Consider the following 17789-nt stretch of genomic DNA (forward strand, 5'->3'; position numbering starts at 1 on the left):
TTTCACAAGGATTGCGCGATCTCTCTGATCACGTCGCGCGACTGTTTTGCGGACAGCGTACGACTCTCCATCGAGGAAAGCAGGTCCCGGTACGCGACGAGCTGCGCTTCGGCGTCCAAGAAGAGCGCGCCGTGCGCCGAATCGAGCTGGATGGTGTCAAGTTGCGGCACCGGGCCGCCGGCATGCAGAACGGCTTGCCCCGAGCCGGCGAAACCGTCCGAGGCGAAGGTCAGTACGCGGATGGTGCAGTTCGGCCGCTCTGACAAGCCCAAGAGGTGTTCGAGCTGCTTGCGGGCCATCTTGGGGCCGCCAAAGCGCATGCGTAGCGCCGCCTCGTGGATGATGGCGGTAAATGGCGGTCCGTCGACGCGGTCGAGGATCTGGGAACGTCGAATACGGTGTGAGATTCTCGTCTCGACGTCCGCCGGTGTAAGGCGGGGAAACGTAAACCCGAAGACCGCTCGGGCGTAATCAATAGTTTGCGTCAAGCCGGGCAGGTGGGTGATCTGGTAGGTGTACAGAAAAGACGACTTGCTCTCCAGCTCCGTGATGTCCAGGAATCCGGCCGGGAGTAGCCCGCGATACTCTTCCCACCACCCCTTGGTGCGTTCCTTTGCCATGTCGACCAGGGCGTCGACATACCGTTGGTCTGAGCATCCATAGCCGGTTGCCATGGCGCGAAGCCGGTCGGACCCGACGCCGGACCGCGCGGTCTCCATGTGGCTGATCTTCGTGTGGTCGATGCCCAAGAGCGCCGCGGCCTCGCGCGCGGTCAGCCCGGCTGCTTCCCGCATCTTCCGCAGTTCTGCGCCGAGTCGCTGTTGGCGGGCGGTCGTGACTGTCCTTGGTGGCATGGCAGCAGTTTCCCGCAGGGGACAGTGACGGTCCACAGGGAACAACAAAGTTCCCAATTGGGCGTCAGTGTAGGCCCCGCTTGCGCTATGGTCCTGGCAGCGCCGCGCAACCGCCGGGAAGAGCCGAAGTGCAGCCATCCACAAGCCCGTTGAGGGCGGAGGGGGCCGAGCCACGGACGGCGGCAACGCGGCGCCCACCTGACCCGCATTGGGAGGCGACGCAGTGAGTACCACCACGCTCAGAAGTCCCAGCCCCAACGACGACTACGTGCAGGCCGGGCACTACCGGATCGTCGGTCCGGCCATGTCCTCGACGGCGAAACTCGCCCGCGACTCCGTGCGGGCGGTGCTGGCCGTCACCGGCCATCCGCGCCTGATCGACCCCGCCCGCGTCTGTGTGACCGACGCGGTGGCGCACGTCCTGCCCCTCATGTTCGGACCCATCCTGACCGTGGACGTCACCACGCACCCGTCGCGCGTGCTCATCGCGGTGGGAGACCAGGGCAGCGACACCCGCTCGTCACGCCACACGAGGCGGCGCGAGATGGACGCGGACCCCGGGCTGCGGCTCCTCTGCCGACTGACCCACGCGGCGGGTGTGACAAGAACCTGGCAGGGCCGCCGTATCGCCACGCGTGTGTGGTTCGAGCTGCGCGACGCGGGGGAGGGGCGCGGATGACCAAGCCCAGGCGTGTGACCGTGACCCGCCACGGTCGCCGGCCCGCCACCCGTTCGTACCGGCTCGTCCCGTCCCGTCGGAGGTCCTCCCATGCTCGTCGGTGATGCGTGGCCCGTGGTCATCGGTGTCGTGGTGTTGGCGCTGACCGTTTCGGGGCTGGCTCTGCTCGCCCTGTGGTGGTCGACGCCCAACCCGCACCGAGCGCTGATGTCGGCCCCGGCCGACATTCCCGGGGTGCGGTACCGATGTTGGTGCCACGACGAACCGATCGAGGTGTTGGTCGTGCCACGGGACGCCGTGGTTCAGCTTCCCTCCGGCCGCCGCGTGAGTCCGTCACTGAGGGCCGCTGTACGTCATCGCATGCGTCCCCGGTAGCCGGAGAACCGCCGAACGGGCTTGATGTGACTGACCTCAGCCCGAAATCAGCCCGTCCGGCGATTGAGGACGCGCCCGCAGGGCGCCCGCCGCCGCAGGCGGCCACCACCGGCCGTTGGCCTAAGAACCGCCGGCCAGGCGAGAGGCGAAGCGGCCCACATAGCGTCGCTGCCAAGGGGTTTCCACAGCCCGCCGGTCGTAGCGCTCGCGCACGAACGCCACCGCCCGGTCGGCCGGGACCCCGTCGAGCACGGCGAGGCAGGCCAGGGCCGTCCCGGTGCGTCCCCGGCCGCCGCCGCAGGCCACCTCGACGCGGTCGCCGACCGCGCGCTCCCACGCCTCGCCCAGCAGCCCACGGACGTCCGCCTCGCGGGCGGGCAGCCGGAAGTCCGGCCACCGCAACCACCGGTACCTCCATGGGACTTCGGGCGGTCGCTCGCCGAGCAGGTACACCGCGAAGGTGGGCGTGGCCCCGGCCGGCAGGGCCCGTCGCAGTCCGCGTCCCCGGACGAGCCGCCCGGACGGCAACGCCAGCACACCGGCGGCGCTCGGATCCCAGCCTTCGGTCACGGTCGGCGTCTCGGTCACGCCCGCCACGGTAGTGGTTCCCGTACCGCCCCAGGGTCTGTCTGTCGGGTCGGAGACGAACCGAGACGCGAAAGGCCCCGCACGGAACCGGGGAGCCGGGGGTTCACGTGCGGGGCCGCGCTCACGGGGTGGGGGCCGTCAGACTCCGATCAGGGAGTACGTACCCGTTCCGTCCTGCCTGCCGCTGGAGAACTGGCGGATGAGCTCCCCGTCCGCGTACCGGTCGTGGCCCAGCATGGAACCGGTGTACTTGTTCTGAAGGCCGATCTTCGTGCTGCCGGGCACGTCGCGGTAGATGTAGAACCGCTGGAGGTCGTCCTCCCCGCAGGCGGCCGTCGTCAGGTAGGCCTGCTCCCGGTTGGCGATGTCGGCCGGGATGGCCGCACATCGGCCGTTGCCCCAGTTCCACAGGGACGCCTCGATGACGCCGTTGCGCTCCGTCACGTTGCACAGCCGCCAGTTGTCCAGGTGGGCGCTGGTGAAGTTGGATTCGCGCAGGCGGATGCCGTCGTTGGCGAAGAGCGGTGCGCTCCAGTTCAGGGGCTTGCCGGGAACGTGGATCCTGTAGACGCCCGATTGGCAGTCCAGGGCGGCGGCCCGCGTGGCGGGCTTGGCGGCCCGGGTGGCCTTCACGCTCTGGGCGGCCTTGGCGGCCTTGGCCGCCTTGGCGGCGTCGCGCTTGGCCTGGTCCGCCTTGGCCGAGGGGACGGGGCCTGCCGGGTGCTTCGCGGTGGCGGTAGGGGAGCCGCAGTCCAACAGGATCTTGGCCTTGGCCATGATGCTGTTGGCGGGGACCTTGTCCTCGCAGCGCACCGCGCCCTCTTCGAGTGCGGTGTAGGTGGTGTAGCTGCCGGTGTCGGCCCCTTCGACCCACTTCAGCGCCCAACTGCCGTCGCCCTGCTGGACGCGGTTGCAGTTGAGACTGCCGTAGGTGCCGGTGACCTTCTTGGTGCCCTTGTATACGCCGTAGTAGCCGGGCTGGTTGAAGTTCCAGTTCACCGTGTCGGACACGCTGGACGTGGAGGTGTAGTTGACCTGGACGTTCAGGCCCAGGCTCGCTCCGACCATGCCGAGGGCCTCGCTGCCGAAGCTGCCCTCGATGTTGCCGTTGAGGCCCACCGTGACGGAGATGGACGTCTGGGTATTGGTGGAGACGGAGTGGCTTCCGGTCGTGCCCTCGGTGACGTACCAGCCCTTGAAGTGGGTGATCGTCGGGGCGACTTCGGTCGACTTGATGACCGGGTGGCGCTTGCCCAGGTCGGTCGCCGTGCAGGACTGCCCGGCCTGAACGGCGCCGGCGTTCGCTGCGGCGGTGGCGCCCTGGGCGGCGGCGGGGCCCGCCACGGCGGTTATGGCGGCGAGCATCGACGCGGCGGTCGCGGTGAGGGCGATCAGCCCTCTGGCTCTGCGGCCGGGAGTTCTCAAGCGGCTCATCATGCCCTTTCTTTGGCCGGGCGCCATGTCGGCCCGGGCCGGAACCCTGCCAGTTATGTGGTGGGGAGCGGTGGTCGATCGAGGCGAATTTAACGTCGGCGGCGATGCGGTGACGATGACGGAACCAGCCAGTCCGATGTGGAACTCGTCGCCGTTAATGGGCCGTTGGACGGCCTTGACCTGCCCGGGTTTCATCAGGATTTCATCCGCGGAACTACGATCCGCCACCGCCGCCGCACAGACGGGCTGTTTCGGTCGTGATTCCGCTGGCCGCCCCGACGGCCGGCCACTGCCGGAACGGATTTCATCGTCTGTCGGGGCGGCCGACTGCCACCAAGCCATCACGGTATTCGGCCAACTTGCGCATTTCTGAAAGCGATGACCTTCGGCGGCCGTGACGCCTTGAACGTTTGCGCGCCGACGTGAACGGCCCTATGAACGATGGGGGCGAAGAGGCATCGGCGCGGCAGAAGAGAACCCAGCGAGTGGATTTACATGCCACCGGAAAAAAGGGGGACCACCTTTGAAACGGGCCAGACGACCGCTGGCGGCCATAGCCGCACTCGTCCTCACCGCAGCCCTTCTCACCCTGGGCACCTCACCGGCCGCCGCCACCGCACCGCCGTCGACCGGCCGGGCGGCCCCCCAGGGCCACGGAACCTGCGCGGCCATCGCCCCCGGCTCCGCACTCGGGCGCCAGGGCGCCGCCTGGTTCTGTATCAAGGCGGGCGGCCCGGCCACCGCCCGCGACCTGGCCGCCATGCACCGCCTGACCGGCGCCCACGGGCCGGCTACGGCCCGCGTCGCGGCCCGTGACCCCGACGTCGACCCGGCCAATCCACTCGATCTGTGCAGGGAAAACCTCAAGGAGGTCAACACCTCCCGTAGTACGTACTGCGTACAGCACCCGATCAGCTACCGGATTCTCGGTGCCGACGGGCAGGTGGGCGAGCACGCCGAGGGCGTCGTCGTCACCTCGGCCAGGGTCGGCAAAACCGAGTGGGAGGAGGAGGTCCGCGCGGCCATCACCCAGCAGACATCCAAAATGCCCATGATGATGATTGGCCTGAGGGCCGATTGCACCGGCCCGTGCACGGGCGGCGCGGCTTTTGGCGGCGGGCAGGAGCCCCTTCCGGCGGTGGGCAAAGAACGTCTCACGTCGATCACTTACAGGACCACGGTCGTCGACGGCGGCGAGGCCCGGTCCCAGCCCCTCTACCACATGACGGGGACGATCCTCACAAGCGATACGCCCGTCAACACCTCGGACAACTGGCAGGGCCCCTTGCTCCGCTGTGACAAAAAGGTCAGTAACGGGCCCGGCTGCGCCGACGATACGCACATGGCCAACGTGACGTTCCACAAGTCGCAGTACAGGGCCGCCGCCGTCACCTACGAGTGGGCGCAGAAGACGCTCAAGTCCGCCGTCACCGGTACCAAGGTGAACCCCTTGCACCGTGACCGCAATTCCGATGAGTCCTGGACGGATACCAAGCGCCGTAGGACGTGCAAGAACCTCCCGTACCCGTTCCCGGCGGATCCTCTTTTGGTACCGAAGGACTCCTGCGACGAGTTCCCCTTCGCCCGGTCCTTCGAGGGCGGCAAGCCCAACAACCTGTGTGTGGACATCCTGCCCAAGGAGGTCGGCGGCGTGTGGGACGTGGCGAATGTGAGGGTCATGCGGGGCAACCCCGATACGGCGGCGTGCGTGCGCTCCCATGTCACCGAGAAGGACAACGAGGCGGCGGGCATCGAGCTGGCCAACGCGACCCGCTCGGCCCGCATCCTCGGTGGCGAGGCGTATTTTGTGATCGTCGACGACTGAGCGGATCAGACAGGACCCGAATATTCACCTGCGGCCGCCGGCCGCCCCGGTTACCCTCGTCCTCATGTCTACGCCCCGCATTTCCTAGCTCCAGGACCCGATCCCACGCCACCCGTGTGTCCTTGAGCTATTCCGGAGCGTAACCCCATGATCACCGTTCGCGGTGTCGACGTCCGCGTCGGCGCCCGTCTTCTGCTGTCCGACGTCTCCTTCCACGTCGCCCCCGGCGACCGCATCGGCCTGGTCGGCCGCAACGGCGCGGGCAAGACCACCTTGATGAAGACCCTGGCCGGGATGGCCCGGCCCGCCGCCGGGACCGTCACCGTCACCAGCTCCCTGGGCTATCTGCCGCAGGACTCCCGCGCGGCCGAGCCCGCGCTCACCGTCACCGACCGGATCCTGTCCGCCCGCGGGCTGGACCGCGCCGTCCGCGCGCTGCGGGACGCCGAGGCCGCGATGGCCGGGGCCGCGGGCGGGACGGCGGCGCAGGAGCGGGCGATGGGGGCGTACGTGCGCGCCGAAGCGGACTTCCAGGCCCGGGGCGGGTACGCCGCCGAGGCCGAGGCCGCGCGGGTCGCCGCCGGGGTCGGGCTGCCGACCCGGGTCATGGGGCAGCCGCTCGGGGCGCTGTCCGGCGGGCAGCGGCGCAGGGTCGAGCTGGCCCGCATCCTCTTCGCCGACCACGGCACGCTGTTGCTGGACGAGCCGACGAACCATCTCGACGCCGACTCCGCCGGCTGGCTGCGCACGTTCCTCGCCGGGCACCGCGGCGGGCTCGTCGTCATCAGCCATGACACCGGGCTGCTGGCCGACACCGTCAACCGGGTCTTCGACCTCGACCCCACCCGCGCCACCCTCGACGTGCACAACACCGGCTGGCACACCTACCTCGCCCAGCGCGAGGCCGACCGGCGGCGCCGCACCCGGGAGCGGGCCAACGCCGAGCGGAAGGCGGCCGCGCTGCGCACCCAGGCGGACCGGATGCGGTCGCACGTCGCGACCGCCACCGCCGCGAAGAACATGGTCCGCCGCGCCGACCGGATGCTCGCCGAGCTGGAACCGGCCCGCCGCACGGAGAAGAACGCCCGCATCCGGCTGCCCGAACCCGCCCCCTGCGGGCGGATGCCGCTCGGGGCCGTCGCCCTGGCCAAGGCCTACGGCGAACACCCCGTGCTGTCCGGAGTGGACCTGGCCGTCGACCGGGGCAGCCGTCTCGTCGTCCTCGGGCTCAACGGCGCCGGCAAGACCACCCTGCTGCGGATCCTCGCCGGCCGGGAGACGCCCGACGCGGGCCGTGTGGTGCGCGGCCACGGGCTGCGGCTCGGCTACTTCGCCCAGGAACACGACACGCTCGACCCGGCACGCACCGTCCGGGAGAACCTGGCCGCCGCCGCACCGCACCTGACCGACGGCGAGGCGCGGCACGTCCTCGGCGCGTTCCTGTTCGGCGGCGACGACGCCGACAAACCGGCCCGGGTGCTCTCCGGCGGGGAGAAGACCCGGCTGGCGCTGGCCGGGCTCGTCCACTCCGGCGCGAACGTGCTGCTGCTGGACGAGCCGACCAACAACCTCGACCCGGTCTCGCGCGACGAGGTCCTCGCGGCCGTCGGCTCCTACCCGGGCGCCCTCGTGATGGTCACGCACGACGAGGGCGCCATCGAGGCGCTGCGCCCGGACCGGGTCCTGGTGCTGCCGGACGGCACCGAGGACCTGTGGAGCGCGGACTATCTGGAGCTGGTGTCGCTCGCCTGAGCCGCGGCGGTGTCAGGCCGGCTTGCGGGCCTCGATCAGGAAACGGGTCGCGTGCGCGACGAACGGACCCTCGGCCCGGATCTTCGCGTCGAGGTCCCGCAGCCGGTCGCGGTACCGCTCGACGGTGAAGCCGGGGACCATCCAGATCACCTTGCGCAGGAAGTAGACCACCGCGCCGATGTCGAAGAACTCGGTCCGCAGGGACTCGGAGCGCAGGTCGAGGATCCGCAGGCCGGCCGCCTCCGCCTCCTTCCGCTCGTCGTCGGGGTGGCGCCGGCGCCGGATCTCCTCGGGCTGCGGGCCGAGGAAGTACTCGACCAGTTCGAAGACGCTGGCCGGGCCGACGTGCTGGGCGAGGTAGGTGCCGCCGGGCCGCAGCACCCGGGCGATCTCCGTCCACCACACCGTGGCGGGATGACGGCTGGTCACGAGGTCGAAGGCGGCGTCGGCGAACGGCAGGGGCGGCTCGTCGGCGTCCGCGACGACGACCGCCCCGCGCGGGTGCAGCAGCGCGGTCGCCTTCGCGACGTTCGGCGGCCAGGACTCCGTGGCCACCATCAGGGCGGGCAGCTTCGGGGCCCCGGCGAGGACCTCACCGCCGCCCGTCTGGATGTCGAGGGCGGCGGACGCGCGGGCCAGGTGCTCGCTCATCGTGCGCTGGTAGCCCCAGGAGGGGCGTTGTTCGGTGGCCCGGCCGTCCAGCCAGGAGAAGTCCCAGCCGTCGACCGGGACGGCCTCGGCCTCGGCCACCAGTTCCTCAAAGGTTTGCGACATAACGGGATTGTTGCCGCGAAAGGTACAGCGGACAAGTGAATTGCCGCGCGTCCGGGTCCCCGTCCGCACACGCCGAAGGCCGCCGTCCCGAGCGGAGGGAAACGGCGGCCTTCGGAAAGGATGCTGGGGGTACCCGCGTCACATGACGCGAACGGCACCCGTCGGCGGGGAGTAGCTCAGCGAGCGCTCGACGACACCCGTGCTCGGGTTCTGCGCGCCGATGAACTGGCCGTCACCGATGTAGACGCCCACGTGGTACGCGCTGCCGGCGGCGCCCCAGTAGATGATGTCGCCGACCTGGAGGTTGTCGAGGGACACCGCGGTGCCCGCCGTCGACTGCTCCTGCGAGATGCGCGGGAGGTCGATGCCGATCTGGCTGTAGGCCGACATGACCAGGCCCGAGCAGTCGAAGGAGGAGGGGCCGGTGGAGCCCATCACGTACGCCTTGCCGACCTGCGCCTTGAGGTAGGCGACCAGCGTCGCGGCCGAACCCGTGGCGGAGGAGCCCGCGGTGGAGCCGGAGCCGGCGGCCTCGGTGGAGCCGGAGTCGGCGGAAGCGGACTTGGTGCCCAGCTCCGCACGGTCGGAGGTGCGGGAGGCGCGGGCCTGCGCGGCCTCCTTCTCCTTGGCCTCGGCGACCTTCTTCTCGGCCTCGGCCTTGCGGTCGGCCTCTTCCTTGACCTTCTTGGCCTCGGTACGCGCCTCGCCCTCGGCCTTGTCCTGCTGCGCCTGGACCTCGTACTCGAAGGCGGCCTGGTGCGTGGAGGCGGCGCTCTGCGTGATGGAGGCGGCGAGGGCGGCGTTGATCGCCGGCATCTCCATCGTGGACTCGACGGGCTTCTCGGCGGCGTTGGCGGCCGCCGCCCCGGTCACCGCGAGGGTGCCGAGGACACCGCCTGCAACGCCGGTACGGACCACCCAGGACTGCGTCGCACGGCGGGGCTTCCGGTGGCTGGTTATCTGCGCGTTCGGGGACATGGAATAACGGCTATCAGGCCCGTAGGTTGAGATCAACAAAAGTGGCGTGCGCCACAATCGCCGTGCATGCGCGGGGAATTCGGACTTTTCGCCCCCGGTGTCCTCGCGGCCGTGACCTCACCGTGATCCGTGATCATGCGCCTCAGCATGGCATTTGGCCGCAGGTGCCGGTCATTGGACGGCCTATCACCATGAGGGATCGCCCGTCGAGGCTTCCCCTCTAATTCACCCTGGAAACCTGTCGTCACGTGGCGGACGTCACGTCCCTCCCGCCCCGGGCGTCCTTCGCGGACTCGCGCGTGAACCGGAGCGCGTACCGCGATCGAGGACCTCGGGTGACGGCGGTCGTCCCACCGGGTGGCACTCCTTTATCAGTTGACGGCCCGCAGTGCCAATTTGCCCGCACCGGCCATGGCTTGATAATGGCTCACCTCGTTTCACCAGCGCGAACGCCCCCGAATGTCACCACTCGTGATCACTCGGCCGCTTCGCGTATGAAGATCACCGCTCATCCGACTTGATGATCGTTCGTCAGGTGGCGGAGATCACAAACACCGGCGCGTACCCCGTGTCGCAGATCACAGACCGGCGGGCATAGGATGCAGGCGACCCGGGCTTGTGAACTGCCTCACATGGGGGTGATCTTCGTGGCGCTGCCACGGCCCCCGACCCGAGCGCGGTGATCCCGCCGGGTCCGGTCAGCCAGCAGTCAGCGTCGACTGGAAGGAGCGAGGAGCGGTGAACGCCTACGCGCCCATCCTCGTACTGGGAGCCCTCGGGGCAGGCTTCGCGATCTTCTCCGTGGTCATGGCCTCGCTCATCGGGCCCAAGAGGTACAACCGCGCCAAGCTCGAGGCCTACGAATGCGGCGTCCAACCGACCCCGCAGCCGGCCGGTGGCGGGCGCTTCCCGATCAAGTACTACCTGACGGCGATGCTCTTCATCGTCTTCGACATCGAGATCGTCTTCCTCTATCCCTGGGCCGTCACGTTCGACGCCCTGGGGTTGTTCGGGCTCGTGGAGATGCTCCTCTTCGTGCTCACCGTCTTCGTCGCCTACGCCTACGTCTGGCGGCGCGGCGGCCTGGAATGGGACTAGGGGGCACCACCCGTGGGACTCGAAGAGAAGCTGCCCAGCGGCTTCGCGCTGACCACCGTCGAGCAGGCCGCCGGCTGGGTCCGCAAGTCGTCCGTCTTCCCGGCCACCTTCGGTCTGGCCTGCTGTGCCATCGAGGTGATGTCGACCGGCGCCGGGCGCTACGACCTCGCCCGCTTCGGCATGGAGATCTTCCGCGGCTCGCCCCGCCAGGCCGATCTGATGATCGTGGCCGGGCGGGTCAGCCAGAAGATGGCGCCGGTGCTGCGGCAGATCTACGACCAGATGCCGAACCCCAAGTGGGTGATCTCCATGGGGGTCTGCGCCTCCAGCGGCGGCATGTTCAACAACTACGCCATCGTGCAGGGCGTCGACCACATCGTGCCGGTCGACATCTATCTGCCCGGCTGCCCGCCCCGCCCCGAGATGCTCATGGACGCGATCTTGAAGCTGCACCGGAAGATCCAGGGCGAGAAGCTCGGCGCGCACCGCGAGGAAGCGGAACGCGAGGCGGAGCAAACGGCGCTCAAGGCCCTGCCGTTGATCGAGATGAAGGGTCTGCTGCGGTGAGCGAGCGGGAACCGGCGCCGGAGGAACTGCTCCCCTCCCAGCGCGGCGAGCAGGGCGAGGCCATCCGCGTCCAGCGCGGCATGTTCGGCGTCGGCAACGGCGGCGACACCACCGGCTACGGCGGCCTGGTGCGGACCGTACGGCTGCCGGGGGCGTCGAGCCGCCCCTACGGCGGCTGGTTCGACGAGGTGGCCGACGAGCTGGAGGGCGCGCTCGAGGAACAGGGACTGGTCCCGGAGAACGCGATCGAGAAGACCGTCGTCGACCGCGGCGAGATCACCTTCCACATCGCCCGCGAACACCTGCCGCGCGTCGCGCGCACCCTGCGCGACGACCCGGCGCTCCGCTTCGAGCTGTGCACCGGCGTGAGCGGAGTGCACTTCCCCGGTGACAAGGGGCGCGAGCTGCACGCGGTCTACCACCTGCGCTCGATCACCCACAACCGGCTGATCCGGCTGGAGGTCTGCGCCCCCGACAGCGATCCGCACGTGCCGTCGATCGTCGACGTCTACCCGACCAACGACTGGCACGAGCGCGAGACGTACGACTTCTTCGGCCTGGTCTTCGACGGCCACCCGGCGCTCACCCGGATCATGATGCCGGCCGACTGGCAGGGCCATCCGCAGCGCAAGGACTACCCCCTCGGCGGCGTCCCCGTCGAGTACAAGGGCGCCCAGATCCCGGCTCCGGACCAGCGGAGGTCGTACACCTGATGAGCACTCCCCGAGCCAGTGCCCGCGACACCACCGAGGGCACCGTCTACACCGTCACCGGCGGCGACTGGGACGAGATCGCGGCGGCGGCCAAGCAGGCCGACGACGAGCGGATCATCGTCAACATGGGCCCGCAGCACCCCTCCACCCACGGCGTGCTGCGCCTCATCCTGGAGATCGACGGCGAGACGGTCACCGAGGCCCGCTGCGGCATCGGCTATCTCCACACCGGCATCGAGAAGAACCTCGAATACCGCAACTGGACGCAGGGCACCACCTTCGTCACGCGCATGGACTACCTCACCTCGTTCTACAACGAGACGGCGTACTGCATGGGCGTGGAGCGGCTGCTCGGCATCGAGGAGCAGGTCCCCGACCGGGCCACGATCGTCCGCGTGATGCTGATGGAGCTGAACCGCATCTCCTCGCACCTGGTGTGCATCGCCACCGGCGGCATGGAACTCGGCGCCACCACGATCATGATCTACGGCATCCGGGACCGCGAGATGATCCTGGACCTGTACGAGCTGATCACCGGGCTCCGCCTGAACCACGCCTACATCCGGCCCGGCGGGCTCGCCCAGGACCTCCCCCCGGGCGCGGTGGACGCGGTGCGCGAATTCGTGAAGAAGATGCGCAAGAACCTCCCCGAGTACGACAAGCTCGCCACCGGCAACCCGATCTTCAAGGGCCGGTTGCAGGACGTCGGCTATCTCGACCTCGCCGGCTGCATGGCCCTCGGCGCGACCGGCCCGATCCTGCGCGCCGCAGGCCTCCCGCACGACCTGCGCAAGGCCCAGCCCTACTGCGGCTACGAGACCTACGACTTCGACGTCCCGACCGCCGACACCTGCGACTCCTACGGGCGCTTCCTCATCCGCCTGGAGGAGATGCGCCAGTCGCTGCGGATCGTCGAACAGTGCCTGGACCGGCTGGAGCCGGGCCCGGTCATGGTGGCCGACAAGAAGATCGCCTGGCCCGCCCAGCTGGCCCTCGGCCCGGACGGCCTCGGCAACTCCCTCGACCACATCAAGAACATCATGGGCACCTCGATGGAAGCCCTGATCCACCACTTCAAGCTGGTGACGGAAGGGTTCCGGGTGCCTCCCGGACAGGTCTACGTGGCGGTGGAATCCCCCAAGGGCGAGCTGGGCGTGCACGTGGTCAGCGACGGCGGCACCCGCCCCTACCGCGTCCACTTCCGCGACCCCTCCTTCAGCAACCTCCAGTCCATGGCGGCGATGTGCGAGGGCGGCCAGGTGGCCGACGTCATCGTCGCCGTCGCGTCCATCGACCCCGTGATGGGAGGCGTCGACCGGTGAGTGCCACATCGAACAGTCCAGGGGTACAGCTGGGGATGCCGCAGCTCCCCGCCCCCGACTACCCCGCCGAGGTACGCGCCCGGCTCGACGCGGACGCCACGGAGGTAATCGCCCGCTACCCCGACAGCCGCAGCGCGCTGCTGCCGCTGCTGCACCTCGTACAGGCCGAGGAAGGACACGTCACCCGCACCGGCATCCGCTTCTGCGCCGAGCGGCTCGGCCTGACCACCGCCGAGGTCACCGCGGTCTCGACCTTCTACACCATGTACCGCCGCCGGCCCAGCGGTGACTACCAGGTCGGGGTCTGCACCAACACCCTGTGCGCGGTGCTGGGCGGCGACGCCATCTTCGACGCCCTCAAGGAGCACCTCGGCGTCGGCAACGAGGAGACGACCCCCGACGGCAAGGTCACCCTCGAACACATCGAGTGCAACGCGGCCTGCGACTTCGCGCCCGTCGTGATGGTCAACTGGGAGTTCTTCGACAACCAGACCGTCGAGAGCGCCAAGCGGCTCGTCGACGACCTGCGCGCGGGCCGCACGGTGGAGCCGACGCGCGGCGCGCCCCTGTGCACCTACCGGGAGACGGCCCGCATCCTGGCCGGCTTCCCCGACGAGCGGCCGGGCGCCGTCGAGGCGACCGGCGGGGCCGGGCACGCCTCCCTGGCCGGGCTACGGCTCGCCCGGGGCGAAAGCGGCCCGGCCCGGGTCACACCCAGGCACGGTGGCGTTCCGCAGCAGGACACCACCCCGCACCCCGGGGAACAGCCGCCCCGGCGGCACCCCAGCTCGCACGACGCACCCCAGCAGACGTCCGACTCCGACCCCCACTTCCCGGCCGGGCCGGTCGACGGGGACGACGAGGAGGGGAAGGGATGACCGTGGCAGCCGCGAATGGTGGCACCTCCCGGCCGCGGGTCGCGGGAGAGACCGGCCCGGAGAAACTGCTCTCCCCCGTGCTGAGCGCCTTCTGGGACGAGCCGCGGTCCTGGACGCTGGAGACCTACCGGCGGCACGACGGCTACCAGGGCCTGCGCAAGGCACTGGCGATGTCCCCCGACGAAGTGATCGCCTACGTCAAGGACTCCGGGCTGCGGGGCAGGGGCGGCGCGGGCTTCCCGACCGGGATGAAGTGGCAGTTCATCCCGCAGGGCGACGGCAAACCGCACTACCTCGTCGTCAACGCGGACGAGTCCGAGCCGGGCACCTGCAAGGACATCCCGCTGCTCTTCGCCAATCCGCACTCCCTCATCGAGGGCATGCTGATCGCCTGTTACGCGATCCGCTCGGAACACGCCTTCATCTACCTGCGCGGCGAGACCGTCCCCGTGCTGCGCCGGCTGCACGAGGCCGTGCGCGAGGCCCGCGCGGCGGGCTACCTCGGCCGGAACATCCTCGGCAGCGGACTCGACGTCGAGATCACCGTGCACGCGGGAGCGGGGGCGTACATCTGCGGCGAGGAAACGGCACTCCTGGACTCGCTCGAAGGCCGCCGCGGACAGCCCCGGCTCCGGCCCCCCTTCCCCGCGGTCGCCGGGCTCTACGCCTGCCCCACCGTGGTGAACAACGTCGAGTCCATCGCCTCGGTCCCCGCGATCATGGCCCGCGGCAAGGACTGGTTCCGCTCGATGGGCAGCGAGAAGTCCCCGGGCTTCACGCTGTACTCCCTCAGCGGCCACGTCGCCGGACCCGGCCAGTACGAAGCGCCGCTGGGCATCACCCTGCGCCAGCTGCTGGAGATGAGCGGCGGCATGCGCCCCGGCCACCGGCTCAAGTTCTGGACCCCGGGCGGCTCCTCCACCCCGATGTTCACCGACGAGCACCTCGACGTGCCGCTGGACTACGAGGCGGTGGGCGCCGCCGGGTCGATGCTCGGCACCAAGGCCCTCCAGTGCTTCGACGAGACGACCTGCGTCGTGCGGGCCGTCACCCGCTGGACCGAGTTCTACGCCCACGAGTCGTGCGGCAAGTGCACCCCCTGCCGCGAAGGCACCTACTGGCTGGTGCAGTTGCTCCGGGACATCGAGGCCGGCAAGGGGCGCATGGCCGACCTCGACAAGATCAACGACATCGCCGACAACATCAACGGCAAGTCCTTCTGCGCCCTCGGCGACGGCGCCGCGAGCCCGATCTTCTCCTCGCTGAAGTACTTCCGCGAGGAGTACGAACGGCACATCACCGGCAAGGGCTGCCCCTTCGACCCGGCCGCGTCGACGGTGTGGGCCGACGACACCAGGACGTCGCACCCGGAGGTGCACGCATGACCGTCACCACGTCCGCCCCCTCCGGAGGAGAGGCGGCACCGCCGCCGGACGATCTCGTCTCCGTCACCATCGACGGCATCGCCCTCTCCGTCCCCAAGGGAACCCTCGTCATCCGGGCCGCCGAACTGCTCGGCATCGCGATCCCCCGGTTCTGCGACCACCCGCTGCTCGACCCCGCCGGCGCCTGCCGCCAGTGCATCGTCGAGGTCGAGGGCCAGCGCAAGCCGATGGCGTCCTGCACCATCACCTGCACGGACGGCATGGTGGTCCGGACCCAGCTCACCTCACCCGTCGCCGACAAGGCCCAGCGCGGGGTGATGGAGCTGCTGCTCATCAACCACCCGCTCGACTGCCCGGTCTGCGACAAGGGCGGCGAGTGCCCCCTGCAGAACCAGGCCATGTCCGCCGGACAGGCCGACACCCGCTTCGAGGGCCACAAGCGCACCTTCGAGAAGCCGGTGCCCATCTCCCCCCAGGTGCTGCTGGACCGCGAGCGGTGCGTGCTCTGCGCGCGCTGCACCCGCTTCTCCCAGCAGATCGCGGGCGACCCGATGATCGAGCTGCTGGAGCGCGGCGCGCTGCAACAGGTCGGCACCGGCGAGGGCGACCCCTTCGAGTCGTACTTCTCCGGCAACACCATCCAGATCTGCCCGGTGGGCGCGCTCACCTCGGCGGCCTACCGGTTCCGGGCCCGGCCCTTCGACCTGGTCTCCTCGCCGACGGTCTGCGAGCACTGCGCGGGCGGCTGCGCGACCCGCACGGACCACCGGCGCGGCAAGGTCATGCGCCGCCTCGCTGCCGACGACCCCGAGGTCAACGAGGAATGGGTGTGCGACAAGGGCCGCTTCGCGTTCCGCTACGCGCAACGGCCCGACCGGCTGACGCACCCGCTCGTGCGGGGCGCCGACGGGGCGTTGGAGCCGGCGAGCTGGCCCGAGGCGCTCGACGCCGCGGCCCGCGGGCTCGCCGCCGCGCGCGGCCGGGCCGGGGTGCTCACGGGCGGCCGGCTGACCGTCGAGGACGCCTACGCCTACGCCAAGTTCGCCCGGGTCGCCCTCGACACCCATGACATCGACTTCCGCGCCCGCGCGCACAGCGCCGAAGAGGCCGACTTCCTCGCGGCCCGGGTCGCCGGGCGCGGCCGGGACCTCGACGGCGGCGGGGCGACCTACCGCGCGCTGGAGAACGCCCCGGCGGTGCTGCTCGTCGCCTTCGAGGCGGAGGAGGAGGCGCCCGGGGTGTTCCTGCGGCTGCGCAAGGCGCACCGCAAGCACGGGCAGCGCCTCTTCGCGCTCGCCACACACGCCACCCGGGGGCTCACCAAGGCCGGCGGCACGCTGCTGCCCGCCGCCCCCGGCACCGAGACCGAGTGGCTGCGGGCCCTGGCGGACCCCACCGGCCTCTCCGGCGGGCTCGACACCGGCGGCCGGGCCGCGGCCGACGCGCTGCGCGCCCCCGGATCGGTGATCGTGGTGGGGGAGCGGGCGGCGGCCGTGCCGGGCGCCCTGACCGCCGCCGTCGCGGCGGCCACGGCGACCGGGGCGGCGCTGGTGTGGATCCCGCGCCGGGCGGGCGAGCGGGGCGCGCTGGAGGCGGGTGCCCTGCCGGGTCTGCTGCCGGGCGGCCGTCCGGCCACCGACCCGCGCGCGCGGGAGGAGACCGCCCTCGCGTGGGGCACGGGCGAACTGCCCCGCAGCCCCGGGCGGGACACCGGCCAGATCATCGAGGCGGCGGCCACCGGCGAGCTGGGCGCCCTGGTGGTGGCCGGGGTGGAGGTCGCGGACCTGCCCGATCCGGCACGCGCGCGTGCCGCGCTGGACGCCATCGGCTTCCTCGTCAGCCTGGAACAGCGGCCGAGCGAGGTGACGGACCGGGCGGACGTGGTGCTGCCGGTCGCCGCGGTGGCGGAGAAGACCGGCACGTTCCTCAACTGGGAGGGCCGGGCCCGCCCGTTCGAGATCGCGATCAAACCGGACCAGGTGACCCGGCGCCACCTCATGCCGGACGTCCGGGTGCTGCACATGCTGGCGGACGCCATGGGCGCGGCCCTCGCGCTGCCGGACGTCCCGGCCGCCCGGGCCGAGCTGACCCGGCTCGGCACCTGGAGCGGCGCCCACGCGGCGGACCCGGCCGAACCCGGCCGCCCGGTGCCCGTCCCCCGGCGCGGCGAGGCGGTCCTCGCGGGCCACCGCCTGCTGCTCGACGAGGGACGGCTGCAGGACGGCGACGAGGCCCTGGCCGCCACCCGGCACGCGGCACTCGCCCGGCTCTCCGCCGCCACGGCGGCGGAGGCCGGCGTACGCGACGGCGAACCGCTGGCGGTGACCGGCCCGGCCGGGACCGTGCGGCTGCCGCTCGCCGTGACGGCCATGCCGGACCGGGTGGTGTGGCTGCCGCTGAACTCCGTCGGCGGCTCGGTCGCCGACGCCGTGGGCGCGGGCCCGGGAGCCCTGGTACGGATCGGGGCCGATCCATCCGGGGCGGATACGGCCGGCACCGGAGCGCGGGAGGTCCGGCTGTGATCACGAACCTGGCCCCGCTGCGCGAACTGGCCGCCGAGGACCTGA

The 17789-nt window shown here is 70.7% G+C and carries 15 protein-coding genes; 10 read left to right on the forward strand and 5 right to left on the reverse strand.

The features are described 5' to 3' along the window. Positions 1 to 2: 2 nt before the first annotated feature. Positions 3 to 854 (reverse strand): helix-turn-helix domain-containing protein, encoded by an 852-nt coding sequence (locus ACZ6MA_RS32705; RefSeq protein WP_469438411.1) that lies wholly within the window; start codon positions 852 to 854, stop codon positions 3 to 5. Positions 855 to 1077: 223 nt separating this feature from the next. Here ACZ6MA_RS32705 and ACZ6MA_RS32710 point away from each other — a divergent pair, with 223 nt between their 5' ends. Then, positions 1078 to 1533, forward strand: coding sequence for a hypothetical protein (locus tag ACZ6MA_RS32710; RefSeq protein ID WP_469438413.1), 456 nt, complete (start codon positions 1078 to 1080; stop codon positions 1531 to 1533). A 495-nt stretch (positions 1534 to 2028) separates the two neighbouring features. Here ACZ6MA_RS32710 and ACZ6MA_RS32715 read toward each other — a convergent pair whose 3' ends face one another. Both ACZ6MA_RS32715 and ACZ6MA_RS32720 read right to left on the reverse strand, forming a co-directional pair. Next, the gene (locus ACZ6MA_RS32715; RefSeq protein ID WP_469438462.1) at positions 2029 to 2478 is read right to left on the reverse strand and encodes a protein-tyrosine phosphatase family protein; all 450 of its coding nucleotides are present in this window, start codon (positions 2476 to 2478) and stop codon (positions 2029 to 2031) included. A gap of 156 nt (positions 2479 to 2634) precedes the next feature. After that, complete coding sequence (locus ACZ6MA_RS32720) at positions 2635 to 3930, reverse strand: hypothetical protein (RefSeq protein WP_469438463.1); 1296 nt, start codon at positions 3928 to 3930, stop codon at positions 2635 to 2637. Between the two features lie 523 nt (positions 3931 to 4453). Between ACZ6MA_RS32720 and ACZ6MA_RS32725 the strand changes: the two genes are divergently transcribed. Then, positions 4454 to 5755, forward strand: a complete 1302-nt coding sequence (locus tag ACZ6MA_RS32725) for a NucA/NucB deoxyribonuclease domain-containing protein (protein ID WP_469438415.1) — start codon at positions 4454 to 4456, stop codon at positions 5753 to 5755. Between the two features lie 147 nt (positions 5756 to 5902). Then, positions 5903 to 7507: an ABC-F family ATP-binding cassette domain-containing protein gene (locus tag ACZ6MA_RS32730; protein ID WP_469438416.1), complete on the forward strand. Its 1605-nt coding sequence runs from the start codon at positions 5903 to 5905 to the stop codon at positions 7505 to 7507. Positions 7508 to 7519: 12 nt separating this feature from the next. On the opposite strand, the gene ACZ6MA_RS32735 is transcribed toward ACZ6MA_RS32730, so the two are convergent. Beyond that, positions 7520 to 8281, reverse strand: a complete 762-nt coding sequence (locus tag ACZ6MA_RS32735) for a class I SAM-dependent methyltransferase (RefSeq protein ID WP_469438417.1) — start codon at positions 8279 to 8281, stop codon at positions 7520 to 7522. A 138-nt stretch (positions 8282 to 8419) separates the two neighbouring features. Beyond that, entirely contained in the window at positions 8420 to 9259 is an 840-nt protein-coding gene (locus ACZ6MA_RS32740; RefSeq protein ID WP_469438419.1) for a C40 family peptidase, read from the reverse strand. 738 nt (positions 9260 to 9997) lie between these two features. Here ACZ6MA_RS32740 and ACZ6MA_RS32745 point away from each other — a divergent pair. From ACZ6MA_RS32745 to ACZ6MA_RS32775, 7 genes are read left to right on the forward strand one after another with little or no spacing between them, the layout of a single operon-like run. Then, complete coding sequence (locus ACZ6MA_RS32745) at positions 9998 to 10357, forward strand: NADH-quinone oxidoreductase subunit A (protein WP_130878901.1); 360 nt, start codon at positions 9998 to 10000, stop codon at positions 10355 to 10357. A 12-nt stretch (positions 10358 to 10369) separates the two neighbouring features. Beyond that, positions 10370 to 10924, forward strand: a complete 555-nt coding sequence (locus tag ACZ6MA_RS32750; RefSeq protein ID WP_130878902.1) for a NuoB/complex I 20 kDa subunit family protein — start codon at positions 10370 to 10372, stop codon at positions 10922 to 10924. Continuing rightward, the gene (locus ACZ6MA_RS32755; RefSeq protein ID WP_469438422.1) at positions 10921 to 11637 is read left to right on the forward strand and encodes an NADH-quinone oxidoreductase subunit C; all 717 of its coding nucleotides are present in this window, start codon (positions 10921 to 10923) and stop codon (positions 11635 to 11637) included. The genes ACZ6MA_RS32750 and ACZ6MA_RS32755 overlap by 4 nt, the downstream gene beginning before the upstream one ends. Then, positions 11637 to 12959 carry an NADH-quinone oxidoreductase subunit D gene (locus ACZ6MA_RS32760; protein WP_469438423.1) on the forward strand — a complete coding sequence of 441 codons (1323 nt, stop codon included), beginning with the start codon at positions 11637 to 11639 and terminating at the stop codon, positions 12957 to 12959. The genes ACZ6MA_RS32755 and ACZ6MA_RS32760 overlap by 1 nt, the downstream gene beginning before the upstream one ends. 35 nt (positions 12960 to 12994) lie before the next feature. Next, a complete protein-coding gene (gene nuoE, locus ACZ6MA_RS32765; RefSeq protein ID WP_469438425.1) occupies positions 12995 to 13837 on the forward strand; it encodes an NADH-quinone oxidoreductase subunit NuoE in 843 nt (280 codons plus the stop codon). Continuing rightward, positions 13834 to 15222, forward strand: coding sequence for an NADH-quinone oxidoreductase subunit NuoF (gene nuoF, locus ACZ6MA_RS32770; RefSeq protein ID WP_469438426.1), 1389 nt, complete (start codon positions 13834 to 13836; stop codon positions 15220 to 15222). Before nuoE ends, nuoF begins: the two co-directional genes overlap by 4 nt. Further along, positions 15219 to 17744: an NADH-quinone oxidoreductase subunit G gene (locus ACZ6MA_RS32775; protein WP_469438428.1), complete on the forward strand. Its 2526-nt coding sequence runs from the start codon at positions 15219 to 15221 to the stop codon at positions 17742 to 17744. Before nuoF ends, ACZ6MA_RS32775 begins: the two co-directional genes overlap by 4 nt. Positions 17745 to 17789 lie beyond the last annotated feature (45 nt).

This window comes from Streptomyces sp. NPDC042259, from assembly GCF_055582085.1.